Source organism: Pseudomonas sp. LBUM1666, assembly GCF_059695775.1.
In genome coordinates this window covers 4,830,113-4,853,784 of sequence record NZ_CP166789.1, presented here as the reverse complement: position 1 = coordinate 4,853,784, position 23,672 = coordinate 4,830,113, and the positions used below count along the sequence as shown (strand labels likewise).

Genomic DNA, 23,672 nt, shown 5'->3' with positions numbered 1-23,672 from the left:
TTTACTCCCCTTTGCCGCTGGAAGCCTTGTTAGCTGCCTGTGCGGGGGCCGGGTTCTTTGCGCCAACGTTAGTCGCTTCACTGGCTTTTACTTCAATGCCAGGTTTGACGTATTGCAGCCCTTCGGTGATCAGTCGATCGCCGGCCTTCAGACCGTCTTCAATCAGCCACTGGCTGCCGATAGTACGGCTGGCCTTGAGCTGACGCAGTTCGACCTTGTTGTCCGGACCGACGACCAGCGCGGTCGGGGTGCCTTTGAGATCACGGGTCACGCCTTGTTGCGGGGCGAGGATCGCCGCGCTGTTCACACCGGCCTGCAATTGGGCGTGTACAAACATGCCTGGCAGCAGGGTGTGGTCAGGGTTCGGGAACACCGCACGCAAGGTCACGGAACCGGTGGTCTGGTCCACCGAGACTTCGGAGAACTCGAGCTTGCCTTCCTGTTTGTACTCGCTGCCGTCTTCGAGGGTCAGCTTGACCTTGGCCGCGTTATCGCCAGATTTTTGCAGACGACCGCTTTCCAGTTCGCGGCGCAGCTCTAGCAGCTCTACCGAAGACTGGGTCACGTCGACGTAGATCGGGTCGAGTTGCTGAATCACCGCCATCGCTTCGACCTGGCCGCTGGTGACCAGCGCGCCTTCGGTCACGGTAGAACGGCCGATGCGGCCGGAGAGTGGAGCGTAAACCTTGGTGTAACGCACATTGATTTGGGCGCTTTGCAGGGCGGCTTCCGATTGCAACCGGTTGGCCAGGGCCGTGTCGTATTCCTGACGGCTGACGGCTTGCTCGTTGACCAACTGCTTGTAGCGGTCGGAGATCGATTTGGTCTGTTGCAGATTGGCTTCGGCGCTTTTCAGAGTGGCGTCATAAACCGCCGGATCGATCTGATACAGCTGCTGGCCGGACTTGACCTCGCCGCCTTCCTTGAACAGGCGCTTGAGAATGATGCCGTTGACCTGAGGGCGAACTTCGGCGATGCGGTACGCGCTGGTACGGCCCGGAAGCTCGGAGGTCAGGGTGAAGGCTTGAGGTTGCAGAGTAACGACGCCGACCTGAGGTGGTGGTGCGGCAGGTGCCGCCTCTTCCTTTTTGCATCCGCTGAGCAGCGATGCCAAGGCGAGGGCGGTGACCAGAGCGGTAACAGCTGGCTTGAATTGCATGAAAATCCTCGGGTCAGGCGCGCAAATTGCGCACTAGAAAGGTGGAAAGGTAAAAAATGTGCGCTGAGTGGATAAGTAGCTTGCTAAGGAATATACTTACGTTCATGGTTGTTTGTAAATACCTTGACCGCGTATCCACACCATTACAAAAGCCGTTCAAGGGTTCGAATTGTAGGCCGGGGACGACGCCCGAGAGCGATCGCCCCACTTTTATTCAGCTGATGTTCAGACATCGCTGAAGCATCCTGATTGAGGTTGTACTGCCATGGTCCGTCGCACCAAAGAGGAAGCTCAAGAAACCCGCAGCCAGATACTGGAAGCGGCAGAAAAGGCCTTTTACGAAAGAGGCGTGGCGCGCACGACACTGGCGGATATCGCTACCCTGGCCGGGGTCACGCGCGGGGCCATCTACTGGCATTTCAGCAACAAGGCGGATTTGGTGCAGGCCATGCTTGATACCTTGCAAGAGCCGCTGGATGAAATGGCCAAGGCCAGTGAAAGCGAAGATGAAATCGACCCCCTCGGCTGCATGCGCAAGCTGCTGATTCATTTGTTTCATCAAGTTGCCCTGGACCCGAAAACCCGACGCATCAATGAGATTCTGTTTCATAAGTGCGAATTCACCGATGAAATGTGCGACCTGCGTCAGCAGCGCCGAAAGGTCAGCCTTGATTGCAATGTGCGAATCGCCCTGGCCCTGAATAATGCGGTGAATCGGGGGCAGTTGCCGGAAGACCTCGACACTGCACGAGCGGCCATCAGCCTGCATGCGTACATCGACGGCATCCTGTATCAGTGGCTGTTGGCGCCCGACAGCTTTGAACTGCACATCGACGCCGAGCGTTGGGCCGATACAGGGTTGGACATGCTGCGCTTGAGTCCAAGCCTTCGACAAAATGCGTAATTGAGTCCGGTTGTGTCAACACTTTAGGCGAGCGAAGGTTCATGCCTTCGCTCGCCTTCTCGCCATAGGCAGCTGTTATATATGGATGCTGGTCGGGTTGATAGGTAGTGAGCTACGTATTTTGTAGGTGATTTGTTGCGAGTCTGTGAACGAGTGTGAGCGATCCCGTTTTCGAGGGCGCCGTGCTGCCAACCAACGGCGTCCTGTTTTTTGAAGGTTGTTCAGGTTCTACTCGATGTACGAGGTAGGCTGCGTTACTGGATGGGCGACTACTCCTCTCCGATATGGATATCCAGGCAGTAACTGTATGGCGTTTCGGGTGCGTTCGCTCTCAATCGGGATGTGCATACCAGTTTCTTGCGGCCTATGGAGCGTGCCTGATGGTTCCAGGTCGGTGTCAATGTGGCCGCAATAATACCGAACGAAACCTTCACTACCATGCTTGTATCAAAACGACATTTCATGTCGCCTGCGCCATAAGTGAAAAACTTTTTGATAAACGTTTGGTCACGGCCAGTAACAGCTGAAAGTCTGTTGGAGTTAAAGTGCTTTTTTGCATCCATCGTGGCGATTGAGTAGGGCGGAATGTCGCATTCGGACATATTCTCGACTTCGAAGTCTGTATCAATTAGCTGGATCGTTTCATCAGTATTGTTATGGACGAAGGTCAATAACCTTATTTCATTATTGCTTTGGCTAAATTGTTTCCAGTGCGCATTTTTACGTTTTTCATTTTCAGCGTTAATTTCTTTTTTTTCATTGTCTAGACGTTCATTCTCGTCGTTGATCTCCTTTTCTTTACGTTCTGCTTCTTTTTGCTCGTGCTCCCACAGATAGCTTTCTGGTGATCGTCCATTCTCGTGGTACTGCTCAGAAGATCCAGTGCGGTCGTTAATCATGTCAATTCCTTTTGATGGGATGTATGTGTTGTTGATTATCTTTGTCAGGGGTTGGTTGCGGCGGGTTGAGTATCGATGTTGGTGGGTTTGTTTAATAGTTAATATTTTTTTCTAATTGTTATTGTTGGGTTGGAAGGGTTGTTGTTAATAAGGTTGCGATAAGTTAGCTGGGGTGTGGTAGTTATTAATAATAAAAAACCCCGGCTCTTTCGAGTCGGGGCTTTTTCGTTTCAAGGGGGGACGCTTACAACACCGGGTAGTCGATGTAGCCGACCGCGCCCTTGGAATAAAACAGCTCAGGACGTGGCTCATTCAACGGCGCATCGGCCTTCAAGCGTGCCGGCAGGTCCGGGTTGGCAATGAACGGCACACCGAAGGCGACCGCATCAGCCTTGCCGCTGGCGAGCCAGGCGTTGGCGCTGTCCTTGGTGAAGCGTTCGTTGACGATGTACGGGCCGCCGAACGCTTCTTTCAATTGTGGACCCAGGCTGTCGCCATCTTCTTTCTCGCGGGAGCAGATGAAGGCGATGCCACGTTTGCCCAGTTCGCGAGCGACGTAAGTGAAGGTCTCGGACAGGTTGTCGTCACCCATGTCATGGAGATCGGCACGGGGTGACAGGTGCACACCCACGCGGCCCGCGCCCCAGACTTCGATCGCGGCATCGGTCACTTCCAGCAACAGGCGCGCACGATTTTCCACGGAACCGCCGTAGTTGTCGGTGCGCTGGTTGGTGCTGGTTTGCAGGAACTGGTCGAGCAGGTAACCGTTGGCGCCGTGGATTTCCACACCGTCGAAACCGGCCGCCTTGGCGTTCTCGGCACCGACGCGGTAGGCGTCGACGATGTCGGCGATTTCAGCGATTTCCAGGGCGCGTGGGGTTGGGAAGTCGGCCAGTGGGCGAACCAGGCTGACATGGCCTTTTGGCTGAATGGCGCTTGGTGCCACCGGTGCTTCACCGCCCAGGTACGACCCGTGGGAAATACGACCGACGTGCCACAGTTGCAGGAAAATCTTGCCGCCCGCGCCGTGGATTGCTTTGGTCACATTGGCCCAGCCACGCACTTGATCGTTGGACCAGATACCCGGGGTGTCCGGGTAGCCGACGCCCATCGGCGTGACCGAAGTGGCCTCGCTGAGGATCAGGCCGGCCGAGGCGCGTTGTACGTAGTACTCGGCCATCAGCGCGTTTGGCACGCGGCCTTCGTCGGCGCGGCAGCGGGTCAGCGGCGCCATGATGATGCGGTTGGCCAACTCAAGGTCGCCCAGTTTGATCGGATCGAAAATAGTCGTCATGAAATAGCTCTCTTGTAGAGATCAGTTGGTAGCAGGGGCCAGTTCGGGATTGCCGCTCTGACGGAAGGTAATCAGGGTCACCAGCAGGGCGAGTACCGCCAGTGCTGCTGCCGCGAGAGGAACGCTGGTCAAGCCGAAACCGTGGGCGATGACGCTGCCACCGACCCAGGCACCCAGTGCGTTGCCGATATTGAAAGCGCCTATATTCAGGGTCGACACCAGGTTCGGTGCGGCTTTGCCGTAGGTCACCACGTTCACTTGCAGGGCGGGCACGGCGGCAAAGCACGCGGTGGCCCAGAGGAACAGGGTGATTTCGGTCGGAATCAACGCAACGCTGGTCCAGGTCAGTACGGTTGAGATCACGGCCATCGAGATAAAGACGCCGATCAACGTGGCGGCCATGCTTTTGTCCGCCAGCTTGCCGCCGATGATGTTGCCGACCGTCAGGCCCAGGCCGATGAGCATCAGGGTCCAGGTCACACCTTTGGGCGAGACGCCAGTGACATCACCGAGCAGCGGGGCGACATAGGTAAACAGGGTGAATACGGAAGCCGCGAACAACGCAGTCATGCTCAGGGACAGCCAGATCCCGGCACCTTTGAGCGCGCGCAGTTCGGCGCGCATGTCGAGTTTCTCTTCATCACGCTTGGCCGGCAGGAAGCGGATCAGGCCGATCAACGCGATCACACCAATCACGGTCACCGCCCAGAAGGTCGAACGCCAGCCGGCTTCCTGACCGAGCGCGGTGCCCAGCGGAACGCCGAGCACGTTGGCCAGGGTCAGGCCGGTGAACATCAGAGCCACGGCCGAAGCGCGCTTGTTCGCCGGAACCAGACCCGCTGCCACCACTGAGCCAATGCCGAAGAACGCACCGTGGCAGAGGGCGGTCACCACACGGGCAAACATCAGCACGTTGTAGTCGGTCGCCATTGCACAGAGCAGGTTGCCGACGATGAAGATGCCCATCAGCGCTACCAGCGCGGCCTTGCGCGGCAATCGAGAGGTCGCCAGTGCCATGAACGGCGCACCGATGGCCACGCCCAGGGCGTAACCGGTCACCAGCCAGCCGGCGCCGGGGATCGATACACCGAGGTCCGCCGCCACATCGGGCAGCAAGCCCATGATGACGAACTCGGTGGTGCCGATGGCGAAGGCGCTCAAGGCCAGAATGAGTAGCGAGAGGGGCATTGTTCAGTTCCTTGTCGGAGCGCTGAGCTCCTTGACGATGGCGTCGAGGAACGCCTGAATCACGTCCTCGTTGCGTTTGAAAAAGTGCCATTGACCGGCTTTCTGGCTGCTGATCAGTCCCGCACGTTGCAAGTTCGCCAAATGGGCGGACACGGTCGACTGCGACAGGCCGCAGCGTTGATCGATCTGTCCGGCGCAAATGCCGTACTCGTGGTTGTGGATCTGTTCCGGGAATTGGACTTTGGGATCTTTCAGCCAGATGAGGATGTCTCGGCGTACTGGGTGTGCCAGGGCTTTTATTATTTCGTCGAGGTCGATGGTCATGGTTTGGGCTCGTGATGAGTAAAACGCTATATCGCGATGAGGCGAACTTTAAATCGGTACTTCGCGATATACCAATATGATTTTGGTTTGACGACCGAGTAATTCGGTATATCGAGTTATAACGATATGCGGGGTGTAACGATACAAAGGCGCAGTGCTAAGCTGCGCGGCATGAACTATCTCGCACATCTGCACCTCGGTGGCCAGCGCCCCGGTCAATTGCTCGGCAGTCTGTATGGCGATTTCGTCAAAGGGCGGCTGCAAGGGCAGTTCGATCCGGAGATCGAAGCGGCCATCCAGCTGCATCGCAGCATTGATGTCTTTACCGACCGCCATCCGTTGGTGGACGTTTCGTTGTCACGGTTTTCCATGACCCGCAGGCGTTACGCCGGGATCGTGCTTGACGTGTTTTTCGACCATTGCCTGGCCCGGGACTGGACGCTGTACGCCGATCAGCCGCTGGAGCAATTCACTTCGGGGGTGTATCGGGTGTTGTCCGCCGAGGCGCAATTGCCGGAACGGCTGGCGCAGATCGCGCCGCACATGGTGGCTAATGATTGGTTGGGTTCTTATCGGGAATTTGCGGTGCTTGAGCAGGTGCTGCGGGGGATTTCACGGAGGCTGACGCGACCGGAGGAGCTGGCCGCAGCGATGCAGGAATTGCGGGTGTTGTATGAACCGTTGAGCGATGACTTTCGGTTGTTCTATCCCCAGCTTCAGGATTTCGCGCAGAACTACTCAAAGACATAAACCCATTGTGGGAGCGAGCCTGCTCGCGATAGCGGCATAACATTCAACGAAGATGCTGAATGGAATATCGCTTTCGCGAGCAGGCTGAACTGGTCCAGTAATTTTGGACATTTTTTTCGGTTCTCACGCCGCCAGCTTTTCCGCTGCTACAGGTGAGTGGTAACCGTTGTAACTGTGGCGCCTGACATTGTTGTAGCGCGTCACATAGCGGTTTATATCAACTCGGGCTTCGTGTTCCGAGTTGTAGCCGTCTTCAGGCACCCATTCGGACTTCAAACTTCCAAAAAAACGCTCCATCGGGGCGTTATCCCAGCATTGGCCTTTTCGACTCATGCTTTGCCTAAGCTCGTGCGCCATCAGTTCGTCCCTGAATTTATGGCTGGTGTACTGACATCCCTGGTCAGAATGGAACAGTACGCCTTTGGGTTGCCCTCTCAATTCGACGGCCATTCGCAGTGATTCGCGTGCCAGCGTCGCGTCGGCGACCAGTGAAAACGACCAGCCCACCACTCGTCGCGCAAATAGATCCAGAACGACTGAGAAGTAGAGCCAGCGCTTGCCCAGCTGGATATAGGTGATATCCGCGCACCAAACCTTATTGATATCAGCTACGTAAAACTCACGCTCCAGCTCATGCTCAGCCACCAGCGACTCAACGCCCGATGACTTGTACTTGTGAGGTCTGCGCTGACGGCTAGCGATCCCAGCTTCCTTCATCAAACCGCGGGCCATGTAGCGGCCCACCTGATGGCCGTCACCCCGCAGATCTTCGGAGAGGGTTCGTGCACCTGCCGAGCCTCTTGATGCCTTGTGGTATTTAATCAAAACAACCTTGAGCGCTTCGCGCTTCGGGTTGGTTTTACCTTGGCGCTGGCGCCAGGCGTAATAGCTGCTGCGGTTGACTTCAAACACGCGGCAGCAGTCTGTAATGCCGTACTGCTCGCCCAGCTCACTGATCAGAGGGAATGATCTTTGGAGTCCAAAAGCAGGAGAGCACTGGCCTTTTTTAGGATTTCGATATCCCGGTCTTTCTGCCTCAGCAGGGCTTTGAGTTCCTGGATTTGCTTCTGGTCGGCGGTGATCGCCTTGGTACCCACAAGCGTCGATCCGGCGCGCTCTTTTCGCACCTGCTCGACCCAGCGGCGCAAAGCTGTTGGGCCGATATCCAAGCTGGCACAGATCTCGGGAATCGGCTGATCCTCATCGAGCACCATGCTTGCAGCTTTGAGTTTGAACTCACTGGAATAGGATTTTCGCATCATCATGCACACCTCAGATTTGGGCGCCATCATAGCGCCCTATTGATGTGTCCAAATTCATTAGGCCAGATCAGGCTCGCTCCCACAGGGATTCTTGTTCCTTCAGTGGATGTGTGTCAGGCCGCAATCGCTGGGCGCATTGGGACTTGCTGTGTTTCTGGAATCGCCCCAAACAACGCCTTCTGCACCGCCTGCTGTGCCTCGAACGCAAGTGCCGCACGCTCGCGACCTTCACACGCGATCGGCTTGAGCAGATGAATCTCCACCTCACCCCGATCATGGGCAAACAAGCGCATCAAGTGCGAGAGCAAATCATCATCGCCAATGAACGGCGCCAGCGAATCGAGCGCTCCATCGCGCAGATAACGAATCGCCACTGGCTGCAACTTCACTTCGGAGTCGATCGCCGCAGACAGCAATCGACCGTGGAAAGTGCGCAACGAACGGCCATCAGTGGTAGTGCCTTCCGGGAACATCAGCAGCGGATGTTCCTGCTCCAGATGACGGGTCATCTGTTTGCGAATCAACTGGCTGTCGCCCGACCCTCGACGAATGAACAAACTGCCGGCCTTGGCCGCCAGCCAGCCCGCCACCGGCCAGGTGCGCACTTCGGCCTTGGACAGGAACGACAGCGGAGTGAGCATGCCCAGCAGCGGAATGTCGGTCCAGGACACATGGTTGCTGACCCAGAGCATCGGCGCCTTCGGCAATTCACCGTGCAGGGTCACGCGAAAGGGCAGGGCATTGCTCAGGCGCGCCATGAAAAATCGCGACCAGCGCTGGCGACGGACCATCGAATGAGCAATCCCCAAACGCTCGAATAGCCCAAACACTCCAGCCATGCTCAAACCCAGCGCCACCACCACCAACACTCGCGCAATCCGCGCGTATACCCGTAACCGACTCATCATACGGCCGCCTTGAAGTGCTTGGCATAACGCGGGCAGAGTTCGTCGCGCTTGAGCAGGATGAACACGTCGGCGACCTGGAAGTCTTCGTCCCAGCACGGCTCGCCGCAGATTTTCGCGCCGAGGCGCATGTAGGCCTTGAGCAGCGGTGGCATTTCGGCGATGACGTTGGACGGAATGTCGAGGCTCGGCAGTGGTTTTTTCGGTTCGGCCCGCAGGTGTTCCGTACACAGATAACGTTCGCGCAGGCGCTGCATGATCGCGTGGGCCTGGATGCCGCCGTCCTGCATCGGGATGCTCGCGCAACCCATCAAATAGCTGTAGCCACCCTGGTTCAGCACTTCGGCCAGTTCGCCCCAGAGTACGGCGATGGTGCCGCCGTTGCGGTAGGCCGGATCGACGCAAGTGCGGCCGATTTCCAGAATCGGGCCTTTCAGATGGAGCAGGCCATGCAGGCTGAATTCTTCTTCGCTGTAGAATTTGCCCAGGCTGCTGGCGGCGGTGTGGTCGAGCAAACGGGTGGTCGCCACCAGACGCCCGGTGTTCAAGTCACGCACGCCGATGTGGGCGCAGTGAACATCATAGTCATCCATGTCCAGACCCAGCTCCGCGCCTTTCAGCTTGGCGTTGAATTCGCCGCTGAACACGTTGAAGCGCAAGGCCTGGGCTTCCTGCAAGGCCTCGGCGCCCACCAGGCGTTCGGCTTGCAGGCGGCGTTCATTGCCGGTGTCGCTGATGCGGGCGATCTGAGTCATTGCGAATCTCCATACGGGCCGGTCACCCGTCTTGGGTTGCAGCCGATCGACTTTCTTTATGCTGCCGTGTTGTGCAAAGTCAGGCTATGTAGCCCCGGTGTCATCGCCATGAAGCTTTGGTGATGCTTATATGACAGCCCACGAGGAGCCTTTTATGCCCTGGCAAAACCTGCTGCGTCGCCGCGATCGCCTGCCCGCCAACCCGGACCTGGGCGAGGCGTTCGCGACCTTGTTGCACCAGTTGGGCAACGTCACGCCGTTCGAACTGGCGGTGGCCGGCGGGCGTTTGATGTCGACGCCGGGCCTGGCGTTTCTGGTGGGCTATCAGGCGGCGTTGCGCATGCTCTGGCCGAGCGCGCCGCTGAGCCTCGGCGCGTTGTGCGCGACCGAACAGCGCAGCCTGCGGGTGGCGGACATGCAGACCCGTCTCAGCGATTTGCGTCTGAGCGGGCGCAAGGATTTTGTCACCGCAGGCGATGCCGCCGATTGGCTGCTGATCGCTGCTCGCAGCGAAGCACCTGACGAAAAACCGCGCCTGAGTCTGGCGGTGGTCTATCCCGATGAACCGGGTGTGCGTCTGGAAAAGTTACCGGCGATCCCGTTGATGCCAGACATCAGCCATGGTCGGCTGTTTCTCGATAACGCTCAGTGCGAACTGTTGGCGGGGGATGGCTGGGATGCTTACATCAAACCGTTCCGCACCCTTGAGGACATTTACGTTCTGAGCGCCATGACCGCCTGGCTGTACGGCATCGGTCAGGACAACGACTGGCCGCAAGCCTTGCAACTGCGTTTGCTGGCGCTGCTGGCCGGGTGTGCGGAAGTCAGCCGGCAGGCGCCGAATAATCCGTCCGGGCATGTGTTGCTCGCAGGCTTGTTTGCGCAGTTCGATGGGCTCAAGGCTGAGGTGGCTCAGGCACTGGCCGATGGCCCGCAGCATTGGGCCGCGATGTGGCAGCGTGATCAGGGCGTGATGGATTTGGCGGCGGGTGCGCGGGGGAAGCGGTTGGCCAAGGCGCTCGCGGGATCTTCGCTGGATTGACTGGCCCCTTCGCGAGCAGGCTCGCTCCCACAGGGGGAATGCATTTCAAAGGTGGGAGCGAGCCTGCTCGCGAAGGCGGCCGCATTCATGACACAAATCCCGGAACTGTCATCAACCTCGGCTAGGCTCTGCAAGTCCATCCCGCCGAGCCCCCACCATGTTCAAAGGCGTGTCCCTGATTGTCGGGCTGTTGCTCAGCCTCACGGCCCACGCCGAATACTGGCCTGCCGAGCAATGGTCAACCGGCCCGACAGTCAGCGGGCCGGCGCTTCAAGCCCTGGAGACTTATGCCTTCCCACCCCGTGATGAGGCCACCCGAAAAGGCATCCGCACTGACGCCTTGCTGGTGATCCGCGACGGCCAGTTGATCTACGAACGCTACGCCGGTCCGACCACCGCCGACACCCCGCACCTGACCTGGTCCATCAGCAAAAGCCTGATGGCCGCGGTCCTCGGCGTCGCCTATGGCGAAGGACTGTTCAAGCTCCAGGACCCGGTCCTGAAGTTTTATCCACTGCTGGAAAAGCACCCGACGATGACCATGGCCGACCTGCTGCATTGGGCCTCGGGCCTGGACTGGCAGGAAGACTATGAATACGCGCCGTTGAAATCCTCGGTGGTCGCGATGCTCTACACCCGCGGTCACCCGGACATGGCCGCGTTCACCGCCGATCACGCTGAATACGCCAAACCCGGTCAGGCATTCCGTTACTCCAGTGGCGACAGCAATCTGTTGTCCGCCTCGCTGAAAACCATCGTCGGGCCGAACCGATATCCGGACTATCCATGGACTGCTCTGTTCGAACCCTTGGGCATTCGTCACGCCGTCTGGGAAAGCGATGCCACGGGAACCTTCGTCGCTTCGTCCTACGCCTATCTCACCGCCCGGGACCTCGCGCGAGTCGGTCTGTTGATGGCTCGCGATGGTCGTTGGGGCGAGCACCAATTGCTGCCCAAGGATTGGGTCACGTTCAACCGCGAACCATTCGCCCGCTATCAAGCCAATCAGGACGACGCCGTGCCCGGCGGTCATTGGTGGCTTAACCGCTCGCTGGATGGCGCGGCAAAACCCTGGCCCGATGCACCCGACGATACCTTCGCCGCGCGGGGTCATTGGGGTCAGGCGATGTACGTGATTCCCAGCGAAAACCTGGTGATCGTGCGCTACGGCGATGACCGCGACGGCAGCTACCGGCATAACGATTTGCTCAAACTCGCACTCAAGGCATTTGCCGCGAAGGGGCAGCCATGAAGCGTCGCAATTTTGTTCGTCGCCGACCGTTCAGCACGCTGTTGTCGGTCCTGCTGATCGCCTTGCTTGGCTGGATCTGGCAGGAGCGCGTGGCGCTGTGGGCGTTCCCGGACATCATCAGCGCCTACACCGCCAAGGAGTATTGTTCGTGCCGTTACGTGATGAATAACGACGTCGAGTACTGTCGTAGCTATGTGAAGCAGTGGCTGCCGACCAGTGGCTTTACCGATGACGCCGTCAGCAAGCGCGTCACCGTCAGCGGCATGGGCCGCAGCAACAGCGCCGTGTGGGTCGGCGAACGCCAAGGCTGCCGCCTGAATCCCTGAGCACCACTGTTCTTGCAGCAGCAGGCTTTGCCAGCAGCTACAAGTTTGCAATTGGCTCACGGGCGGTTAAGGTTCGTGCAGGTTTATCTGCCCCACGAGTCTCTATGTTCAACCGCTTCCTCTGCAAAACCCTCGCCTTCCTGCTGCTGGCTGGTGCCACCCTGTCGGCCCACGCCGATTGGTATCTGGATGGCGAGTCCTCGCGGCTGTCGTTCATCAGCACCAAAAACGCCAACATTTCCGAAGTGCAACGCTTTCTGGTGCTGCACGGCAAGGTCGACCCCAAAGGCCTGGCCGAGGTGGAAGTCGAGATGGACTCGGTCAACAGTGGCATCCCGCTGCGCGATGAACGCATGCGCAAGGACCTGTTTGAAATCCAGACTTTCCCCGAAGCACTGATCACCGCGCAGATTGATCTACGCCCGATCAACGATCTGGCGCCCGGCGCGCAACTTGAATTGCGCCTGCCGCTGACCGTCAACCTGCATGGCAAACAACACGAATACAACGCCGAACTGCTGGCAACCCGTCTCGATGACCGACGCTTCCAGGTGGTGACCCTCGAACCGCTGATCATCAATGCCGCGGATTTCGACCTGGCCCCCGGCCTGGAAAGCTTGCGCAAGGTCGCCGGTTTGTCGGCCATCAGTCTGTCAGTGCCGGTGAGTGCGGTACTGATTTTCACGGCGCGCTGACATGGCCGGCGCGATTTTCCCCTGGCGTGAAGGCAACCGTTTTGAACTGTTGATCGACGGTCCGCAGTTTTTTCCACGGATGTTGGTCGCGATTGCCCGCGCCGAAGAGCAGGTCGAGCTGGAGTTGTACCTGGTGGAGGCGGGTGCCTGTGCCGAAGCGATGGTTCAGGCGTTAGTCCAGGCTGCCGAACGTGGCGTGCGCGTGCGCTGCCTGTTCGATGATTACGGCAGCCTCGCGTTCACCCTGACTTTGCGTCAGCGATTGATGGTGGCGGGCGTGGAGCTGCGTTTCTACAATCGCCTGAACTGGCGGCGCTGGGTGGGTAACTTCTACCGCGATCACCGCAAGCTGTTGCTGGTCGATCAGAGCATGGCCGTGGTGGGCGGCACCGGGGTGACCGATGAATTCTGGACGCCGGGCGAAGACACCAGCGAATGGCACGAAGTGATGGTGGAAATCACCGGTCCCTTGGTCATCGACTGGCAGTTGCTGTTCGACCGCCAATGGATCGCCAACCGGCATCGGCGTGCCTGGAAACCCGCTTCGCATTTCGGCTTGCCGCGCCTGCCACGCGTGCCGTCCATGGGCGAGGGCATGGGCCGGGTTGCCTATGCCGACGCCCGTCAGCACCGGGATATCCTGCAATCATTGATTCGCGCGCTGAACAGCGGCCAGCGGCGGATCTGGCTGGCGACGCCGTACTTCCTGCCGACCTGGAAAGTCCGTCGCTCACTGCGCCGGGCTGCCGCCCGAGGTGTCGATGTGCGCCTGCTGCTGACCGGGCCGCGCACCGATCACCCGTCGGTGCGCTACGCCGGGCATCGCTACTACCCGCGATTGCTCAAGGCCGGGGTGACGATCTTCGAATACCAGCCGTGTTTCCTGCATTTGAAAATGGTCCTGATCGACGACTGGGTGAGCATCGGCTCGTGCAATTTCGATCACTGGAATTTGCGCTTCAACCTGGAAGCCAACCTTGAAGCGCTGGACCCGGGGCTGACGCGTGCGGTGGCGGCGAGTTTCGATAGGGACTTTGCGCAGAGCCAGGAAGTCAGCCTGGAGGCATGGCAACGCCGGCCGCTGTGGCGGCGGGTGAAGCAAAGGATTTGGGGATGGGTGGATCGGCTGGTGGTGAATCTGCTGGATCGACGGGGCTAACCCAATTTCCGCAACACCCCAGAACCACTGTGGGAGCGAGCCTGCTCGCGATGGCGGTGTAACAGTCAACAACGATGTTGGATGTTATGACCTCATCGCGAGCAGGCTCGCTCCCACAGTTTTATTGCGGTGTGTCAGGGTTACAGCAATTCAAAACTCTGCTGCGTCACGTCCTGTGAATCCAGGCCGATCTCCACGTTGAACTTGCCCGGTTCTGCCGCGTACTTGAGCTGTGTATTGAAGAACTTCAGGTCATCCTCGGTGATGGTGAAGTGCACGACTTTCTGTTCGCCGGCCTTCAGTGTGATTTTCTGGAAGTTCTTCAATTCCTTGATCGGGCGGATCATCGAGCCGGTCACGTCCTGGATGTACAACTGCACCACGGTTTCGCCGTCACGCTTGCCGGTGTTTTTCACCATGACGCTGGCGTCGAGCTTGCCGGTTTTGTTCAGCGTGGTCGACGACAGCGCCATGTCGCTCAGGCTGAAATTGGTGTAGCTCAGGCCGAAACCAAACGGGAACAGGGGACCTGTGGTGTCATCGAAATACTGCGAGGTGTAGTTGCCCGGTTTGCCCGGCGTGAACGGCCGGCCAATGCTCAAGTGGTTGTAGTAGGTCGGAATCTGACCCACCGAACGCGGGAAGGTGATCGGCAATTTGCCCGACGGGTTGTAGTCGCCGAACAGCACGTCGGCGATGGCGTTGCCGCCTTCGGTGCCGCTGAACCAGGTTTCCAGAATCGCGTCAGCCTGTTCCTTCTCTTCGAGAATCGACAGTGGACGGCCGTTCATCAACACCAAAACCAGCGGTTTACCCGTGGCTTTCAGGGCCTTGATCAGCTCGCGCTGGTTGGCCGGGATGTTGATATCGGTGCGGCTCGACGATTCGTGGGACATGCCACGGGATTCGCCCACTGCGGCCACCACCACATCGGCATCTTTGGCGGCTTTCACCGCTTCGTCGATCAGCACTTGCGCCGAGCGCGGATCGTCCACCACTTCCGGCGCATCGAAGTTGAGGAAGTTCAGGTAATCCAGGACCTTCTTGTCGTTGGTGATGTTGGCGCCGCGAGCGTAGATCAGCGTCGATTGCGCGCCCAGTGCAGCGGTCATGCCGTCGAACAGCGTTACCGATTGCGCGGGGCGACCGTTGGCGGCCCAACTGCCCATCATGTCGATCGGTGCCTTGGCCAGCGGGCCGACCAGGGCGATTTTTGCAGTTTTCTTCAACGGCAGGGTTTCGCCCTGGTTCTTCAGCAACACCATGCTGCGGCGCGCAACATCACGGGCCTCGGTGCGGTGCAGGCGGCTGTCGGCGTTAGTGTCGGCCGGATCATCTTCAGCCTTGCCGATACGCAGGTACGGGTCCTTGAACAGGCCCATGTCGTACTTGGCGTCGAGCACCGCACGCACGGCGTTGTCGATGTCGCTCTGCTGGATCTCACCGGCCTTCAGCAGACCTGGCAGTTCCTTGCCGTAGAGCGTGTCGTTCATGCTCATGTGGATGCCGGCCTTGATTGCCAGCTTCGCGGCTTCGCGGCCATCGCGAGCAACACCGTGTTTGATCAGCTCGAAAATCGCCCCGTGGTCGCTGACGGCCAGGCCTTTGAAGCCCCATTGCTTGCGCAACAGGTCGTTCATCAGCCAGGTGTTGGCGGTGGCCGGCACGCCGTTGATCGAGTTCAGCGCGACCATCACCCCGCCAGCACCGGCGTCGATAGCCGCGCGGTACGGTGGCAGGTAGTCCTGGAACATCTTGACCGGGCTCATGTCGACGACGTTGTAGTCGCGACCGCCCTCGACCGCGCCGTACAGGGCAAAGTGCTTGACGCTGGCCATGATGCTGTCGGCCGCGTTCGCGCCCGTGCCCTGGAAGGCTTTGACCATCACGCCAGCGATGCGCGAAACCAGATAAGTGTCTTCGCCGAAGCCTTCGGAAGTCCGGCCCCAGCGCGGGTCGCGGGAGATGTCGACCATCGGCGCGAAGGTGATGTCGAGGCTGTCCGACGCGGCTTCCTTGGCGGCGATGCGCCCGGACAGGCCGATGGCGTCCATGTCCCAGCTAGAGGCCAGAGCCAGCGGAATCGGGAAAATGGTGCGGTGGCCGTGGATCACGTCATAGGCGAAGAACATCGGGATCTTCAGCCGGCTGCGCATGGCCGCGTCCTGCATCGGACGGTTTTCCGGGCGGGTGATCGAGTTGAACGTGCCACCGATGTTGCCGGCGGCGATTTCCTTGCGGATCAGCTCCCGAGGCATTTCCGGGCCGATGCTGATCAGGCGCAACTGGCCGATTTTTTCATCGAGGGTCATCTGCTTCATCAGGTTGCTGATGAACGCGTCCTTGTTTTCCAGAGGTGCGGGCGTCGTGGCGGCCAATACGTTATGACTGGCCAGGCTGACGAACAGGCCCAGCAAACACAGCTTCTTCATGAATAGTTTTCTCAAAAGCCTAAACGGCAGTGAATACGCGCCGGTCAGCCAAAATTTAGGGAGCGACTATTGTTGTTCAGGTAAATGCAGGCACACTTGCGCAGTGTTTTTTGCGCTGGGGCATCTTTTAGCCCATTGGCTCGATGCAATCCAGTGGCGGCGGCAGATTATGCCCCAAGAGCCGGGTTCAAAGTTCGAAGGTTGTTTTTCAACGGAATGTGCAAGGGAGCATCAACCAGATGAATGTACGACACCACTATCGGTCGAGCCTGCAGGTTGCAGTCTTGATGTTGCTGACCACACTGCTGGCCGGCTGCGGCATTAACACGATCCCGACGCTCGACGAGCAGGCCAAGGCCGCCTGGGGCCAGGTGCAGAACCAGTACCAGCGTCGTGCCGACCTGATTCCCAACCTGGTGGAAACCGTCAAGGGCTATGCCCAGCATGAGCAGGAAACCCTGACCGCGGTGATCGAAGCCCGGGCCAAGGCCACGTCGATTCAGGTGGACGCCAGCACGCTGGACAACCCAGAAAAGCTCAAGCAGTTCCAGCAGGCCCAGGATCAGCTGACCGGTGCCTTGAGCCGTTTGATGGTGGTGTCCGAGCGTTACCCGGACCTCAAGGCCAACCAGAACTTCCTGGCGCTGCAATCGCAACTTGAAGGCACCGAGAACCGCATTGCCGTGGCGCGTCGGGACTTCATCCTCGCGGTGCAGAAATACAACACGGAACTGCGTACCTTCCCCGGTCGCCTGTGGCATAGCGTGATGTACAGCGATTTGCCGATCCGCGAAACCTTCGAGGCCACCAGCCCCGATGCGGAAAAAGCGCCTCAAGTGAAGTTCCAGTAAGCGCCGCAAGGGGCTCGAAGCATCACCACGGATGAGGTTGCCAATGCGCGTGTTGAAAGTTGGCCTGGTGCTGTTGCTCTGGGTGTTTGCCCTGACGGCCCAGGCTGCGTTGAAGTTTCCGGAACTGACCGGGCGGGTGGTCGATAACGCCCAGATGATCGAGCCTGCGGTGCGTGAGCAGCTGACGCAACAGCTTCAGGCCCATGAAAAAGCCACTGGCGAGCAGCTGGTGGTGGTCACGTTGCCGGATTTACAGGGCACTGACATTGCGGACTTCGGTTATCAACTGGGGCGCTACTGGGGCATCGGCCAGAAGGACAAGAACACTGGCGCGTTGTTGATCGTTGCGCGTGACGATCGCAAGCTGCGGATTGAAGTCGGTTATGGCCTGGAAGATCGGCTGACCGATGCGCAAAGCTCGGTGATCATCAATCAGGTGATCACCCCGGCGTTCAAGACCGGCAACTTCAGCAAGGGCATCAGCGACGGGGTCGCGGCAATGCTCGTGGTGCTGGGCGGCAATCCGCTGGATGAGCCGTCCACGGTGTATGACTCCGGCGGCAATCAGGAAAGCGACTTCGTCTCACGGCATCCGGGGATCTTCGTGTTTCTGGTGATGCTGTTCATCCTGACGATGTTTGTCTGCCAGATGCTCGGGATCCTGCCCAGCGGCGGCGGTGGTCGAGGTGGTTCGAGCGGCGGGTTCGGCGGTGGAGGTTTTGGTGGTGGCGGTGGAGGCGGGGGCTTCAGCGGCGGCGGGGGCAGTTTCGGGGGCGGCGGTTCATCGGGCGGCTGGTGATCACACAACAATAGCGAGTGGGCATTCTTAAACATGGCATTACTGACCGAACACGAACAACGCAAAGTCGCCGAGGCGATTGCCCGGGTCGAGCGCGACACCGACGCCGAACTGGTGACCGTGCTCGCGGCCCGCGCCGACGACTACACATACATCCCGCTGCTCTGGGCCAGCCTGCTGGCGCTGGTCGTGCCGGGTGTCGTGCATTACCTGACCGGCTGGTTGACCATGCACAGCTTGCTGCTGGTGCAATGGATCACGTTCATCGTGCTGTGCCTGGTGTTCCGTATTCCGAAAATCACCACACACCTGATCCCGCGCTCGGTGCGTCATTGGCGCGCCTCGAACCTGGCGCGCCGGCAGTTTCTGGAGCAGAACCTGCACCACACAGTGGGCAGCACCGGGATGCTGATTTTTGTCTGTGAGGCTGAACGCTATGTGGAAATTCTGGTGGATGAAGGGATTTCGAAACGGCTGGACAACAAGAACTGGGATGGAATTGTTGCGGCGTTCACTCAGCAGGTGAAGCAAGGGCAGACGTTGCAGGGGTTTGTGACGTGTGTGGAGGCGTGTGGCGAATTGCTCAAAGTGCATGTGCCGGTGACGCATGTGAGGAATGAGTTGCCGAATCGGTTGGTGGTGTTGGGTTAAAAGTCCCCCCTCACCCTAACCCTCTCCCCGAGGGGCGAGGGGACTGACCGATGTGTTCTCTAGATATTTTTCGACTGAGGAAATCGAGTCGAACTCAGGTTTGAAAAGCTTGAAGATCGGCTCCCTTTCCCCCTCTCCCCTATGGGGCGGTCCGACGTTTCGGGAGGGCTGGGGTGGTTTTCAAACCGTTCGGTAAATAACTGCGTGTCCCCAACCCCCATCCCCCCTAAAATACCCGCCATTCCCCGATCCGCACCGCCCGAGGCCGTTTTTCCCATGTCTGTCACCGCCACTCCCGCCAGCCTCGCGCCGGATCATCACGCCCAGTTCATCGACCTGCTGCAAACCAGTCTCGACGACAACGCCTTCATCAAACTGGTGCTGGCCAAGTACGTCGGCACTGAAGTGGACTTGCAGCGGCTGATCATCAAGCAGCTGACGGTCAAGGATCAGCCCTGCCTGTCCTTCGTTTACCGCTACAAGACGCGCGATATCACCAAGAATTTGCCGATTGCCGAGGGCGTAGCGACCATTGCCGCACTCTTGCCGGCATCGTTCAAAAATGCGCATTTGCTGTCGCTGACGGATGAAGCTCAGCTGGAATACAGCAAAAAGGGCAAGTCTTCGCTGTTCAAGAGCAAACCTCAGCAATTGCGTGAAGTGCCGTCCGCTGAGCACAACCGCGAGAAGAACCGCTTTCTCGACCTGAGCCGGCCGTTCCTCGCCGACCTCGGCGTGACCAACAAGCAGCATGAGCTGATCCCGGCGATGTCGCGCAAGTGGAAGCAGATCAACAAGTTCATCGAGGTCTTCAGCCATGCGCTGACCACCTCACCGCTGGCGCTGGACAAGCCGGTTCAGGTGGCAGACTTCGGTTCGGGCAAGGGTTACCTGACGTTCGCGATCCATGACTATCTGCGCAACACCTTGAAGGCCGAAGGCGTGGTGACCGGCGTCGAGTTGCGCGAAGAGATGGTGGATTTGTGCAATGCCGCGGCCGCAAAGCTGGAACATCCGGGGCTGGTGTTCAAGTGCGGTGACGTGCGCAGCGTCGCGCCGAGCGAGCTGGACGTGATGATCGCGCTGCATGCCTGCGACGTCGCCACCGACTACGCGATTCACACCGGCATTCGTTCCGGCGCCTCGATCATCATGTGTTCGCCGTGCTGCCACAAGCAGATCCGCCTGCAAATCCAGAGCCCGGCGCTGCTCAAGCCGATGCTGCAATACGGTCTGCATTTGGGCCAGCAGGCAGAAATGGTCACCGACAGTTTGCGCGCGTTGTTCCTGGAAGCCTGCGGTTATGAGACCAAGGTCTTTGAGTTCATCTCACTGGACCACACCAACAAGAACAAGATGATCCTGGCGGTCAAACGTGCCGAGCCGGTTGATCCGGCCCAGCTGTTGGTGAAGATTCAGGAACTGAAGGATTTCTACCACATCAGCGAACATTGCCTTGAAACCCTGCTGCGGGCTGACGGTCTCCTCTGATCCTGTGGGAGCGAGCTTGCTCGCGATGGCGGATTAACAGTCAATGAAGATGTTGAATGTTACGGCCCCTTCGCGAGCAAGCTCGCTCCCACATGAGGTTTGATGGCCGTCTTGCGTCCCAACATCACGGTCACGATCACCCCGGCGGCAAACAGCCAGGTGATCGGCTCGATGTGTTCGCCGAAGAACAGCGCCGAAAAAGCGATGGTGAAGAAGATCTGCAACAGCTGGATCTGACTGACCCGGGCAATGCCGCCCATCGCCAGCCCGGCGTACCAGGCGAAGAAGCCGATGAACTGCGAGAACAGCGAGACGTAACCGAAGGCCCACCAGGTCTTGGCCGAAATCTCGCCTTGATGTTGCAGCGCCAGGTACACCACCGGCCCGATCAGCAACGGCGTCGACAACACCAACGCCCAGCAGATCACTTGCCAACCGCCCATCTCCTTGGCCAATCGGCCGCCCTCGGCGTATCCCAAACCGCCCACGGCAATCGCCCCGAGCATCAGCAAATCACCGGCCTGAATGCTGCCTGCCCCGCTGATCAACGCATAACCCAGCACCAGCGCGCTGCCCAGCGCAGCGCAGGCCCAGAAGGCTTTCGATGGTCGTTCGTGGGACAACCACGCGGCGTACAGCGCCACGCACAACGGCTGTAAGCCGTTGACCAGTGCGCCGTGGGACGCCGGCAAGGTTTGCATGGCCCAGGCCGACAACACCGGGAAGCCGAGGATTACCCCGGCAATCACCAGGCTCAGGCCTTTGACTTGTTTCCACGTTGGCCACTTCTCCCGGCGCCAGAGCAACAGCAACGCCGCCGGAACCGCCGCGAACAGCGCACGGCCCAGGCCGTTGAGCAGCGGATGGAGTTCCTGCACGACGATCCGTGTGAAGGGCAGGGTGAGGCTGAAGATCACAACGCCGAGCAGGCCGAGGGCCATGCCGGTGTTTTCGCGCGAGGACATGATGGCAACCAGAATCTAGGGTGGCGGGAAGAGTCTTCATCTAGCCATAAACCGCAGGAATCGCTCTGTTACAGCTAGGCGCAGAGTTATCCGTACAGTTTAAGGACGCCTTCGCGAGCAAGCTCGCTCCCACATGGGAACGCATTCCAATGTGGGAGCGACGGTGCGGCGATCCGACCTGCTCGCGATGAACGATGACGCGGTCTTCAGGTAGTAGCTGGTTATTACCCGACCCTGCGGATAAGGACTACCTTGAATACTCCTGCAGGCCCACGTATTTCCCAGAGGAGTCCTCCCCATGGCGGCTAAAAAAATTCTGATGCTGGTCGGCGATTACGTCGAAGACTACGAAGTGATGGTGCCGTTTCAGGCGCTGCTGATGGTTGGCCACACGGTGCACGCCGTTTGCCCGGACAAAACCGCTGGTCAGACCGTGCGCACGGCCATCCATGACTTCGAAGGCGACCAGACCTACAGCGAAAAACCCGGTCACCTGTTTGCCCTGAACTTCGACTTCGCCAAGGTCAAGTCCGAGGACTACGACGCCCTGTTGGTACCGGGTGGTCGTGCGCCGGAGTACCTGCGCCTGAACGAAAAAGTCCTGGAACTGGTGCGCGCGTTCGACAAGGCCGGCAAACCGATCGCCGCCGTGTGTCACGGTGCTCAATTGCTGGCGGCCGCGGGGATTCTCGAAGGTCGCGAGTGCAGCGCTTACCCGGCCTGTGCCCCGGAAGTTCGCCTGGCGGGCGGTACGTTCATCGATATCCCGGTGACGGAAGGTCACGTTCAGGGCAATCTGGCCACTGCTCCGGCCTGGCCGGCGCACCCGAGCTGGCTCGCCGGTTTCCTCGGGTTGCTGGGCACCAAAATCACGCTGTAACGAGGGACCTGTCCATGTGCGAGCTCTACGTCAAAGCCGATCCGATTCTCTACGAATCGCGCTCCCGCTCGCTGCGCATCTGTGGGGTGGTCACCACCCTGCGGCTGGAGAATCAGTTCTGGGACATCCTCAGCGAAATCGCCGAGGTCGACGGCATGACCACCAACCAGTTGATCGCCAAGCTGTATGAAGAGGTGATGGACTACCGCGGCGAGGTGGTGAATTTTGCCTCGTTTTTGCGGGTCAGTTGTACACGGTATCTGAGTCAGCGACGGGTGCAGGCGCCGGAGTTATCGGTGGTACGTGCGGTGGTGAAGTAGGGCAGGTTGGTCTTTACTCTGAAGCGCGAAACCTCTCAATTGCCAAGGAGAAAGAGCATGTCTGGATGGTATGAAGTGAGCAAAAGCAGCAATGGTCAGTTCAAATTTGTACTGAAGGCCGCTAACGCGGAAACCATTCTGACCAGCGAGCTGTACACCACCCGCGCTGCCGCTGACAAAGGCATCGTGTCGGTTCAGAGCAACAGCCCGAAGGATGAACGCTACGAGAAGAAAACCACCAAGGATGGCCATCCTTACTTCAACCTCAAGGCCGGTAACCACGAGATCATCGGTAGCAGCGAGGCTTACACCTCCGCTGCTGCGCTGGAGAAAGGCATCACCAGCGTAAAGGCCAACGGGCCGACCACGGTAATCAAGGACAAGACCTTGCCGGTGCTCTGACTGTTCGTGATCGTTCCCACGCAGAGCGCGGGAACGATCATCGGACGCAAGATCAGCGCAATGCTTTCAACAATTCCTGCAACTGACTGCAACCCGCATCGCCGAGTGGAAACACCGGCAACCGCGGATCGCCCGCTTCCAGCCCGGTGGCGCGCAAGCCGGCCTTGATCGTTGCCGGCAAGCCACCTTTCAGAATGAAATCCAACAGGGGCAACTGGCGATAAAACAGTTCGCGTGCCTTGCCCAGATCGTTGGCCAATACCGCTTCATACAAATCAAGATTGAGCTGCGGGATCAGGTTCGGTGCCGCCGTGCACCAGCCTTTCGCGCCTGCAGCAAAGGCTTCCAGCGCCAATGGATTACAGCCGTTGTAGAACGGCACCTGACCTTCGCCCAGCCGTTGCAGCTGGTGCATGCGCTGGATGTCGCCGGTGCTTTCCTTGACCATCGTTACGTTGTCCACGGCATTGAAAATCCGCAGGATCAGGTCCACCGACATGTCGGTGCCGCTGGTCGCCGGGTTGTTGTAGAGCATGATCGGCACGCCGATGTTCTCGCCGATGGCGCGGTAGTGAGCGAGGATTTCCGCTTCGCTGAGTTTCCAGTAGGACGTAGGCAGCACCATCACCACGTCGGCGCCGTGGGCTTCGGCGAAACGTGCGCGGCGCACCGCTTTGGCGGTGGTCAGGTCAGACACGCTGACGATGGTCGGCACGCGTTTGGCTACGTGTTTGATGCTGAATTCGCTGACCTGATCCCATTCCGCGTCGCTCAGGTAAGCACCTTCGCCGGTGCTGCCCAGCGGTGCGATGGCGTGGACGCCGCCGTCGATCAGGCGATCGATGGAACGCCCGAGGGCTTCGAGATCAACGCCCTCACCGTTGGCGGTGAACGGAGTGATGGTGTAGCCGATGATGCCGTGAATGGTTGGGGTCGACATGGCGACTCTCCTCTTGAAAATGAGTGG

At 59.1% G+C, this 23,672-nt stretch carries 26 protein-coding genes; 14 read left to right on the top strand and 12 right to left on the bottom strand.

The features are described 5' to 3' along the window. Nucleotide 1 precedes the first annotated feature (1 nt). The gene (gene emhA, locus ACA056_RS22270) at nucleotides 2-1,159 is read right to left on the bottom strand and encodes an efflux RND transporter periplasmic adaptor subunit EmhA (protein ID WP_497267822.1); all 1,158 of its coding nucleotides are present in this window, start codon (nucleotides 1,157-1,159) and stop codon (nucleotides 2-4) included. Nucleotides 1,160-1,424: 265 nt separating this feature from the next. Between emhA and emhR the strand changes: the two genes are divergently transcribed. Continuing rightward, nucleotides 1,425-2,063: an efflux system transcriptional repressor EmhR gene (emhR, locus tag ACA056_RS22265; protein ID WP_497267820.1), complete on the top strand. Its 639-nt coding sequence runs from the start codon at nucleotides 1,425-1,427 to the stop codon at nucleotides 2,061-2,063. Between the two features lie 269 nt (nucleotides 2,064-2,332). Here the strand turns inward: emhR and ACA056_RS22260 are convergent, their stop codons facing one another. The 4 genes from ACA056_RS22260 to ACA056_RS22245 form a co-directional block, all read right to left on the bottom strand. Further along, entirely contained in the window at nucleotides 2,333-2,962 is a 630-nt protein-coding gene (locus tag ACA056_RS22260) for a hypothetical protein (protein WP_497267818.1), read from the bottom strand. 244 nt (nucleotides 2,963-3,206) lie between these two features. Next, nucleotides 3,207-4,256 (bottom strand): alkene reductase, encoded by a 1,050-nt coding sequence (locus tag ACA056_RS22255; RefSeq protein WP_497267816.1) that lies wholly within the window; start codon nucleotides 4,254-4,256, stop codon nucleotides 3,207-3,209. A gap of 21 nt (nucleotides 4,257-4,277) precedes the next feature. Then, a complete protein-coding gene (locus tag ACA056_RS22250) occupies nucleotides 4,278-5,444 on the bottom strand; it encodes an MFS transporter (protein WP_415759430.1) in 1,167 nt (388 codons plus the stop codon). Nucleotides 5,445-5,447: 3 nt separating this feature from the next. Further along, nucleotides 5,448-5,768: an ArsR/SmtB family transcription factor gene (locus ACA056_RS22245; RefSeq protein ID WP_347802846.1), complete on the bottom strand. Its 321-nt coding sequence runs from the start codon at nucleotides 5,766-5,768 to the stop codon at nucleotides 5,448-5,450. Between the two features lie 171 nt (nucleotides 5,769-5,939). On the opposite strand from ACA056_RS22245, the gene ACA056_RS22240 reads away from it, so the two are divergent. Then, nucleotides 5,940-6,518 carry an acyl carrier protein phosphodiesterase gene (locus tag ACA056_RS22240; RefSeq protein ID WP_497267813.1) on the top strand — a complete coding sequence of 193 codons (579 nt, stop codon included), beginning with the start codon at nucleotides 5,940-5,942 and terminating at the stop codon, nucleotides 6,516-6,518. A 123-nt stretch (nucleotides 6,519-6,641) separates the two neighbouring features. On the opposite strand, the gene ACA056_RS22235 is transcribed toward ACA056_RS22240, so the two are convergent. The 4 genes from ACA056_RS22235 to olsB form a co-directional block, all read right to left on the bottom strand. Then, entirely contained in the window at nucleotides 6,642-7,448 is an 807-nt protein-coding gene (locus ACA056_RS22235; RefSeq protein ID WP_403108674.1) for an IS3 family transposase, read from the bottom strand. A gap of 26 nt (nucleotides 7,449-7,474) precedes the next feature. Further along, nucleotides 7,475-7,783, bottom strand: coding sequence for a transposase (locus ACA056_RS22230; RefSeq protein WP_231987638.1), 309 nt, complete (start codon nucleotides 7,781-7,783; stop codon nucleotides 7,475-7,477). A 110-nt stretch (nucleotides 7,784-7,893) separates the two neighbouring features. Further along, entirely contained in the window at nucleotides 7,894-8,685 is a 792-nt protein-coding gene (locus tag ACA056_RS22225) for a lysophospholipid acyltransferase family protein (protein WP_497273583.1), read from the bottom strand. Beyond that, nucleotides 8,685-9,440, bottom strand: a complete 756-nt coding sequence (gene olsB / locus ACA056_RS22220; protein WP_149629023.1) for an L-ornithine N(alpha)-acyltransferase — start codon at nucleotides 9,438-9,440, stop codon at nucleotides 8,685-8,687. Before olsB ends, ACA056_RS22225 begins: the two co-directional genes overlap by 1 nt. Nucleotides 9,441-9,594: 154 nt before the next feature. Between olsB and ACA056_RS22215 the strand changes: the two genes are divergently transcribed. The 5 genes from ACA056_RS22215 (at nucleotide 9,595) to ACA056_RS22195 (ending at nucleotide 13,914) form a co-directional block, all read left to right on the top strand. Then, nucleotides 9,595-10,482, top strand: coding sequence for an acyl-CoA dehydrogenase middle domain-containing protein (locus ACA056_RS22215; protein ID WP_497267810.1), 888 nt, complete (start codon nucleotides 9,595-9,597; stop codon nucleotides 10,480-10,482). A gap of 157 nt (nucleotides 10,483-10,639) precedes the next feature. Continuing rightward, entirely contained in the window at nucleotides 10,640-11,734 is a 1,095-nt protein-coding gene (locus ACA056_RS22210) for a serine hydrolase domain-containing protein (RefSeq protein ID WP_497267808.1), read from the top strand. Next, nucleotides 11,731-12,060: an amidase gene (locus ACA056_RS22205; protein WP_497267806.1), complete on the top strand. Its 330-nt coding sequence runs from the start codon at nucleotides 11,731-11,733 to the stop codon at nucleotides 12,058-12,060. Before ACA056_RS22210 ends, ACA056_RS22205 begins: the two co-directional genes overlap by 4 nt. Nucleotides 12,061-12,164: 104 nt before the next feature. Next, nucleotides 12,165-12,755 carry a YceI family protein gene (locus ACA056_RS22200; RefSeq protein WP_497267804.1) on the top strand — a complete coding sequence of 197 codons (591 nt, stop codon included), beginning with the start codon at nucleotides 12,165-12,167 and terminating at the stop codon, nucleotides 12,753-12,755. Between the two features lies 1 nt (nucleotide 12,756). Beyond that, entirely contained in the window at nucleotides 12,757-13,914 is a 1,158-nt protein-coding gene (locus ACA056_RS22195; RefSeq protein ID WP_497267802.1) for a phospholipase D-like domain-containing protein, read from the top strand. Between the two features lie 140 nt (nucleotides 13,915-14,054). On the opposite strand, the gene bglX is transcribed toward ACA056_RS22195, so the two are convergent. Then, nucleotides 14,055-16,346, bottom strand: coding sequence for a beta-glucosidase BglX (bglX, locus tag ACA056_RS22190; RefSeq protein WP_497267800.1), 2,292 nt, complete (start codon nucleotides 16,344-16,346; stop codon nucleotides 14,055-14,057). Nucleotides 16,347-16,585: 239 nt separating this feature from the next. Here bglX and ACA056_RS22185 point away from each other — a divergent pair, with 239 nt between their 5' ends. The 4 genes from ACA056_RS22185 to ACA056_RS22170 all read left to right on the top strand — a co-directional run bounded on the left by ACA056_RS22185 (nucleotide 16,586) and on the right by ACA056_RS22170 (nucleotide 20,138). Further along, nucleotides 16,586-17,197, top strand: coding sequence for a LemA family protein (locus ACA056_RS22185; protein WP_497267798.1), 612 nt, complete (start codon nucleotides 16,586-16,588; stop codon nucleotides 17,195-17,197). A 43-nt stretch (nucleotides 17,198-17,240) separates the two neighbouring features. Then, nucleotides 17,241-17,996 carry a TPM domain-containing protein gene (locus ACA056_RS22180; RefSeq protein ID WP_150654923.1) on the top strand — a complete coding sequence of 252 codons (756 nt, stop codon included), beginning with the start codon at nucleotides 17,241-17,243 and terminating at the stop codon, nucleotides 17,994-17,996. Nucleotides 17,997-18,029: 33 nt separating this feature from the next. Next, entirely contained in the window at nucleotides 18,030-18,647 is a 618-nt protein-coding gene (locus ACA056_RS22175) for a TPM domain-containing protein (RefSeq protein WP_497267796.1), read from the top strand. A 276-nt stretch (nucleotides 18,648-18,923) separates the two neighbouring features. After that, the gene (locus tag ACA056_RS22170; protein ID WP_497267794.1) at nucleotides 18,924-20,138 is read left to right on the top strand and encodes a class I SAM-dependent methyltransferase; all 1,215 of its coding nucleotides are present in this window, start codon (nucleotides 18,924-18,926) and stop codon (nucleotides 20,136-20,138) included. Nucleotides 20,139-20,197: 59 nt separating this feature from the next. Here ACA056_RS22170 and ACA056_RS22165 read toward each other — a convergent pair whose 3' ends face one another. Beyond that, nucleotides 20,198-21,103: a DMT family transporter gene (locus ACA056_RS22165; RefSeq protein WP_497267792.1), complete on the bottom strand. Its 906-nt coding sequence runs from the start codon at nucleotides 21,101-21,103 to the stop codon at nucleotides 20,198-20,200. A gap of 298 nt (nucleotides 21,104-21,401) precedes the next feature. On the opposite strand from ACA056_RS22165, the gene ACA056_RS22160 reads away from it, so the two are divergent. Genes ACA056_RS22160 through ACA056_RS22150 form a run of 3 tightly spaced genes read left to right on the top strand, consistent with a single transcriptional unit; the run spans nucleotide 21,402 to nucleotide 22,705 of the window. Next, nucleotides 21,402-21,983, top strand: a complete 582-nt coding sequence (locus ACA056_RS22160) for a DJ-1/PfpI family protein (protein WP_008152949.1) — start codon at nucleotides 21,402-21,404, stop codon at nucleotides 21,981-21,983. 14 nt (nucleotides 21,984-21,997) lie between these two features. Further along, nucleotides 21,998-22,303 carry a ribbon-helix-helix domain-containing protein gene (locus ACA056_RS22155; RefSeq protein ID WP_008025707.1) on the top strand — a complete coding sequence of 102 codons (306 nt, stop codon included), beginning with the start codon at nucleotides 21,998-22,000 and terminating at the stop codon, nucleotides 22,301-22,303. A gap of 57 nt (nucleotides 22,304-22,360) precedes the next feature. Beyond that, nucleotides 22,361-22,705, top strand: a complete 345-nt coding sequence (locus ACA056_RS22150; RefSeq protein ID WP_497267789.1) for a YegP family protein — start codon at nucleotides 22,361-22,363, stop codon at nucleotides 22,703-22,705. A 52-nt stretch (nucleotides 22,706-22,757) separates the two neighbouring features. Here the strand turns inward: ACA056_RS22150 and ACA056_RS22145 are convergent, their stop codons facing one another. After that, on the bottom strand, nucleotides 22,758-23,645 hold the full coding sequence (locus ACA056_RS22145) for a dihydrodipicolinate synthase family protein (RefSeq protein WP_497267787.1): 888 nt from the start codon (nucleotides 23,643-23,645) through the stop codon (nucleotides 22,758-22,760). Between the last annotated feature and the right edge of the window lie 27 nt (nucleotides 23,646-23,672).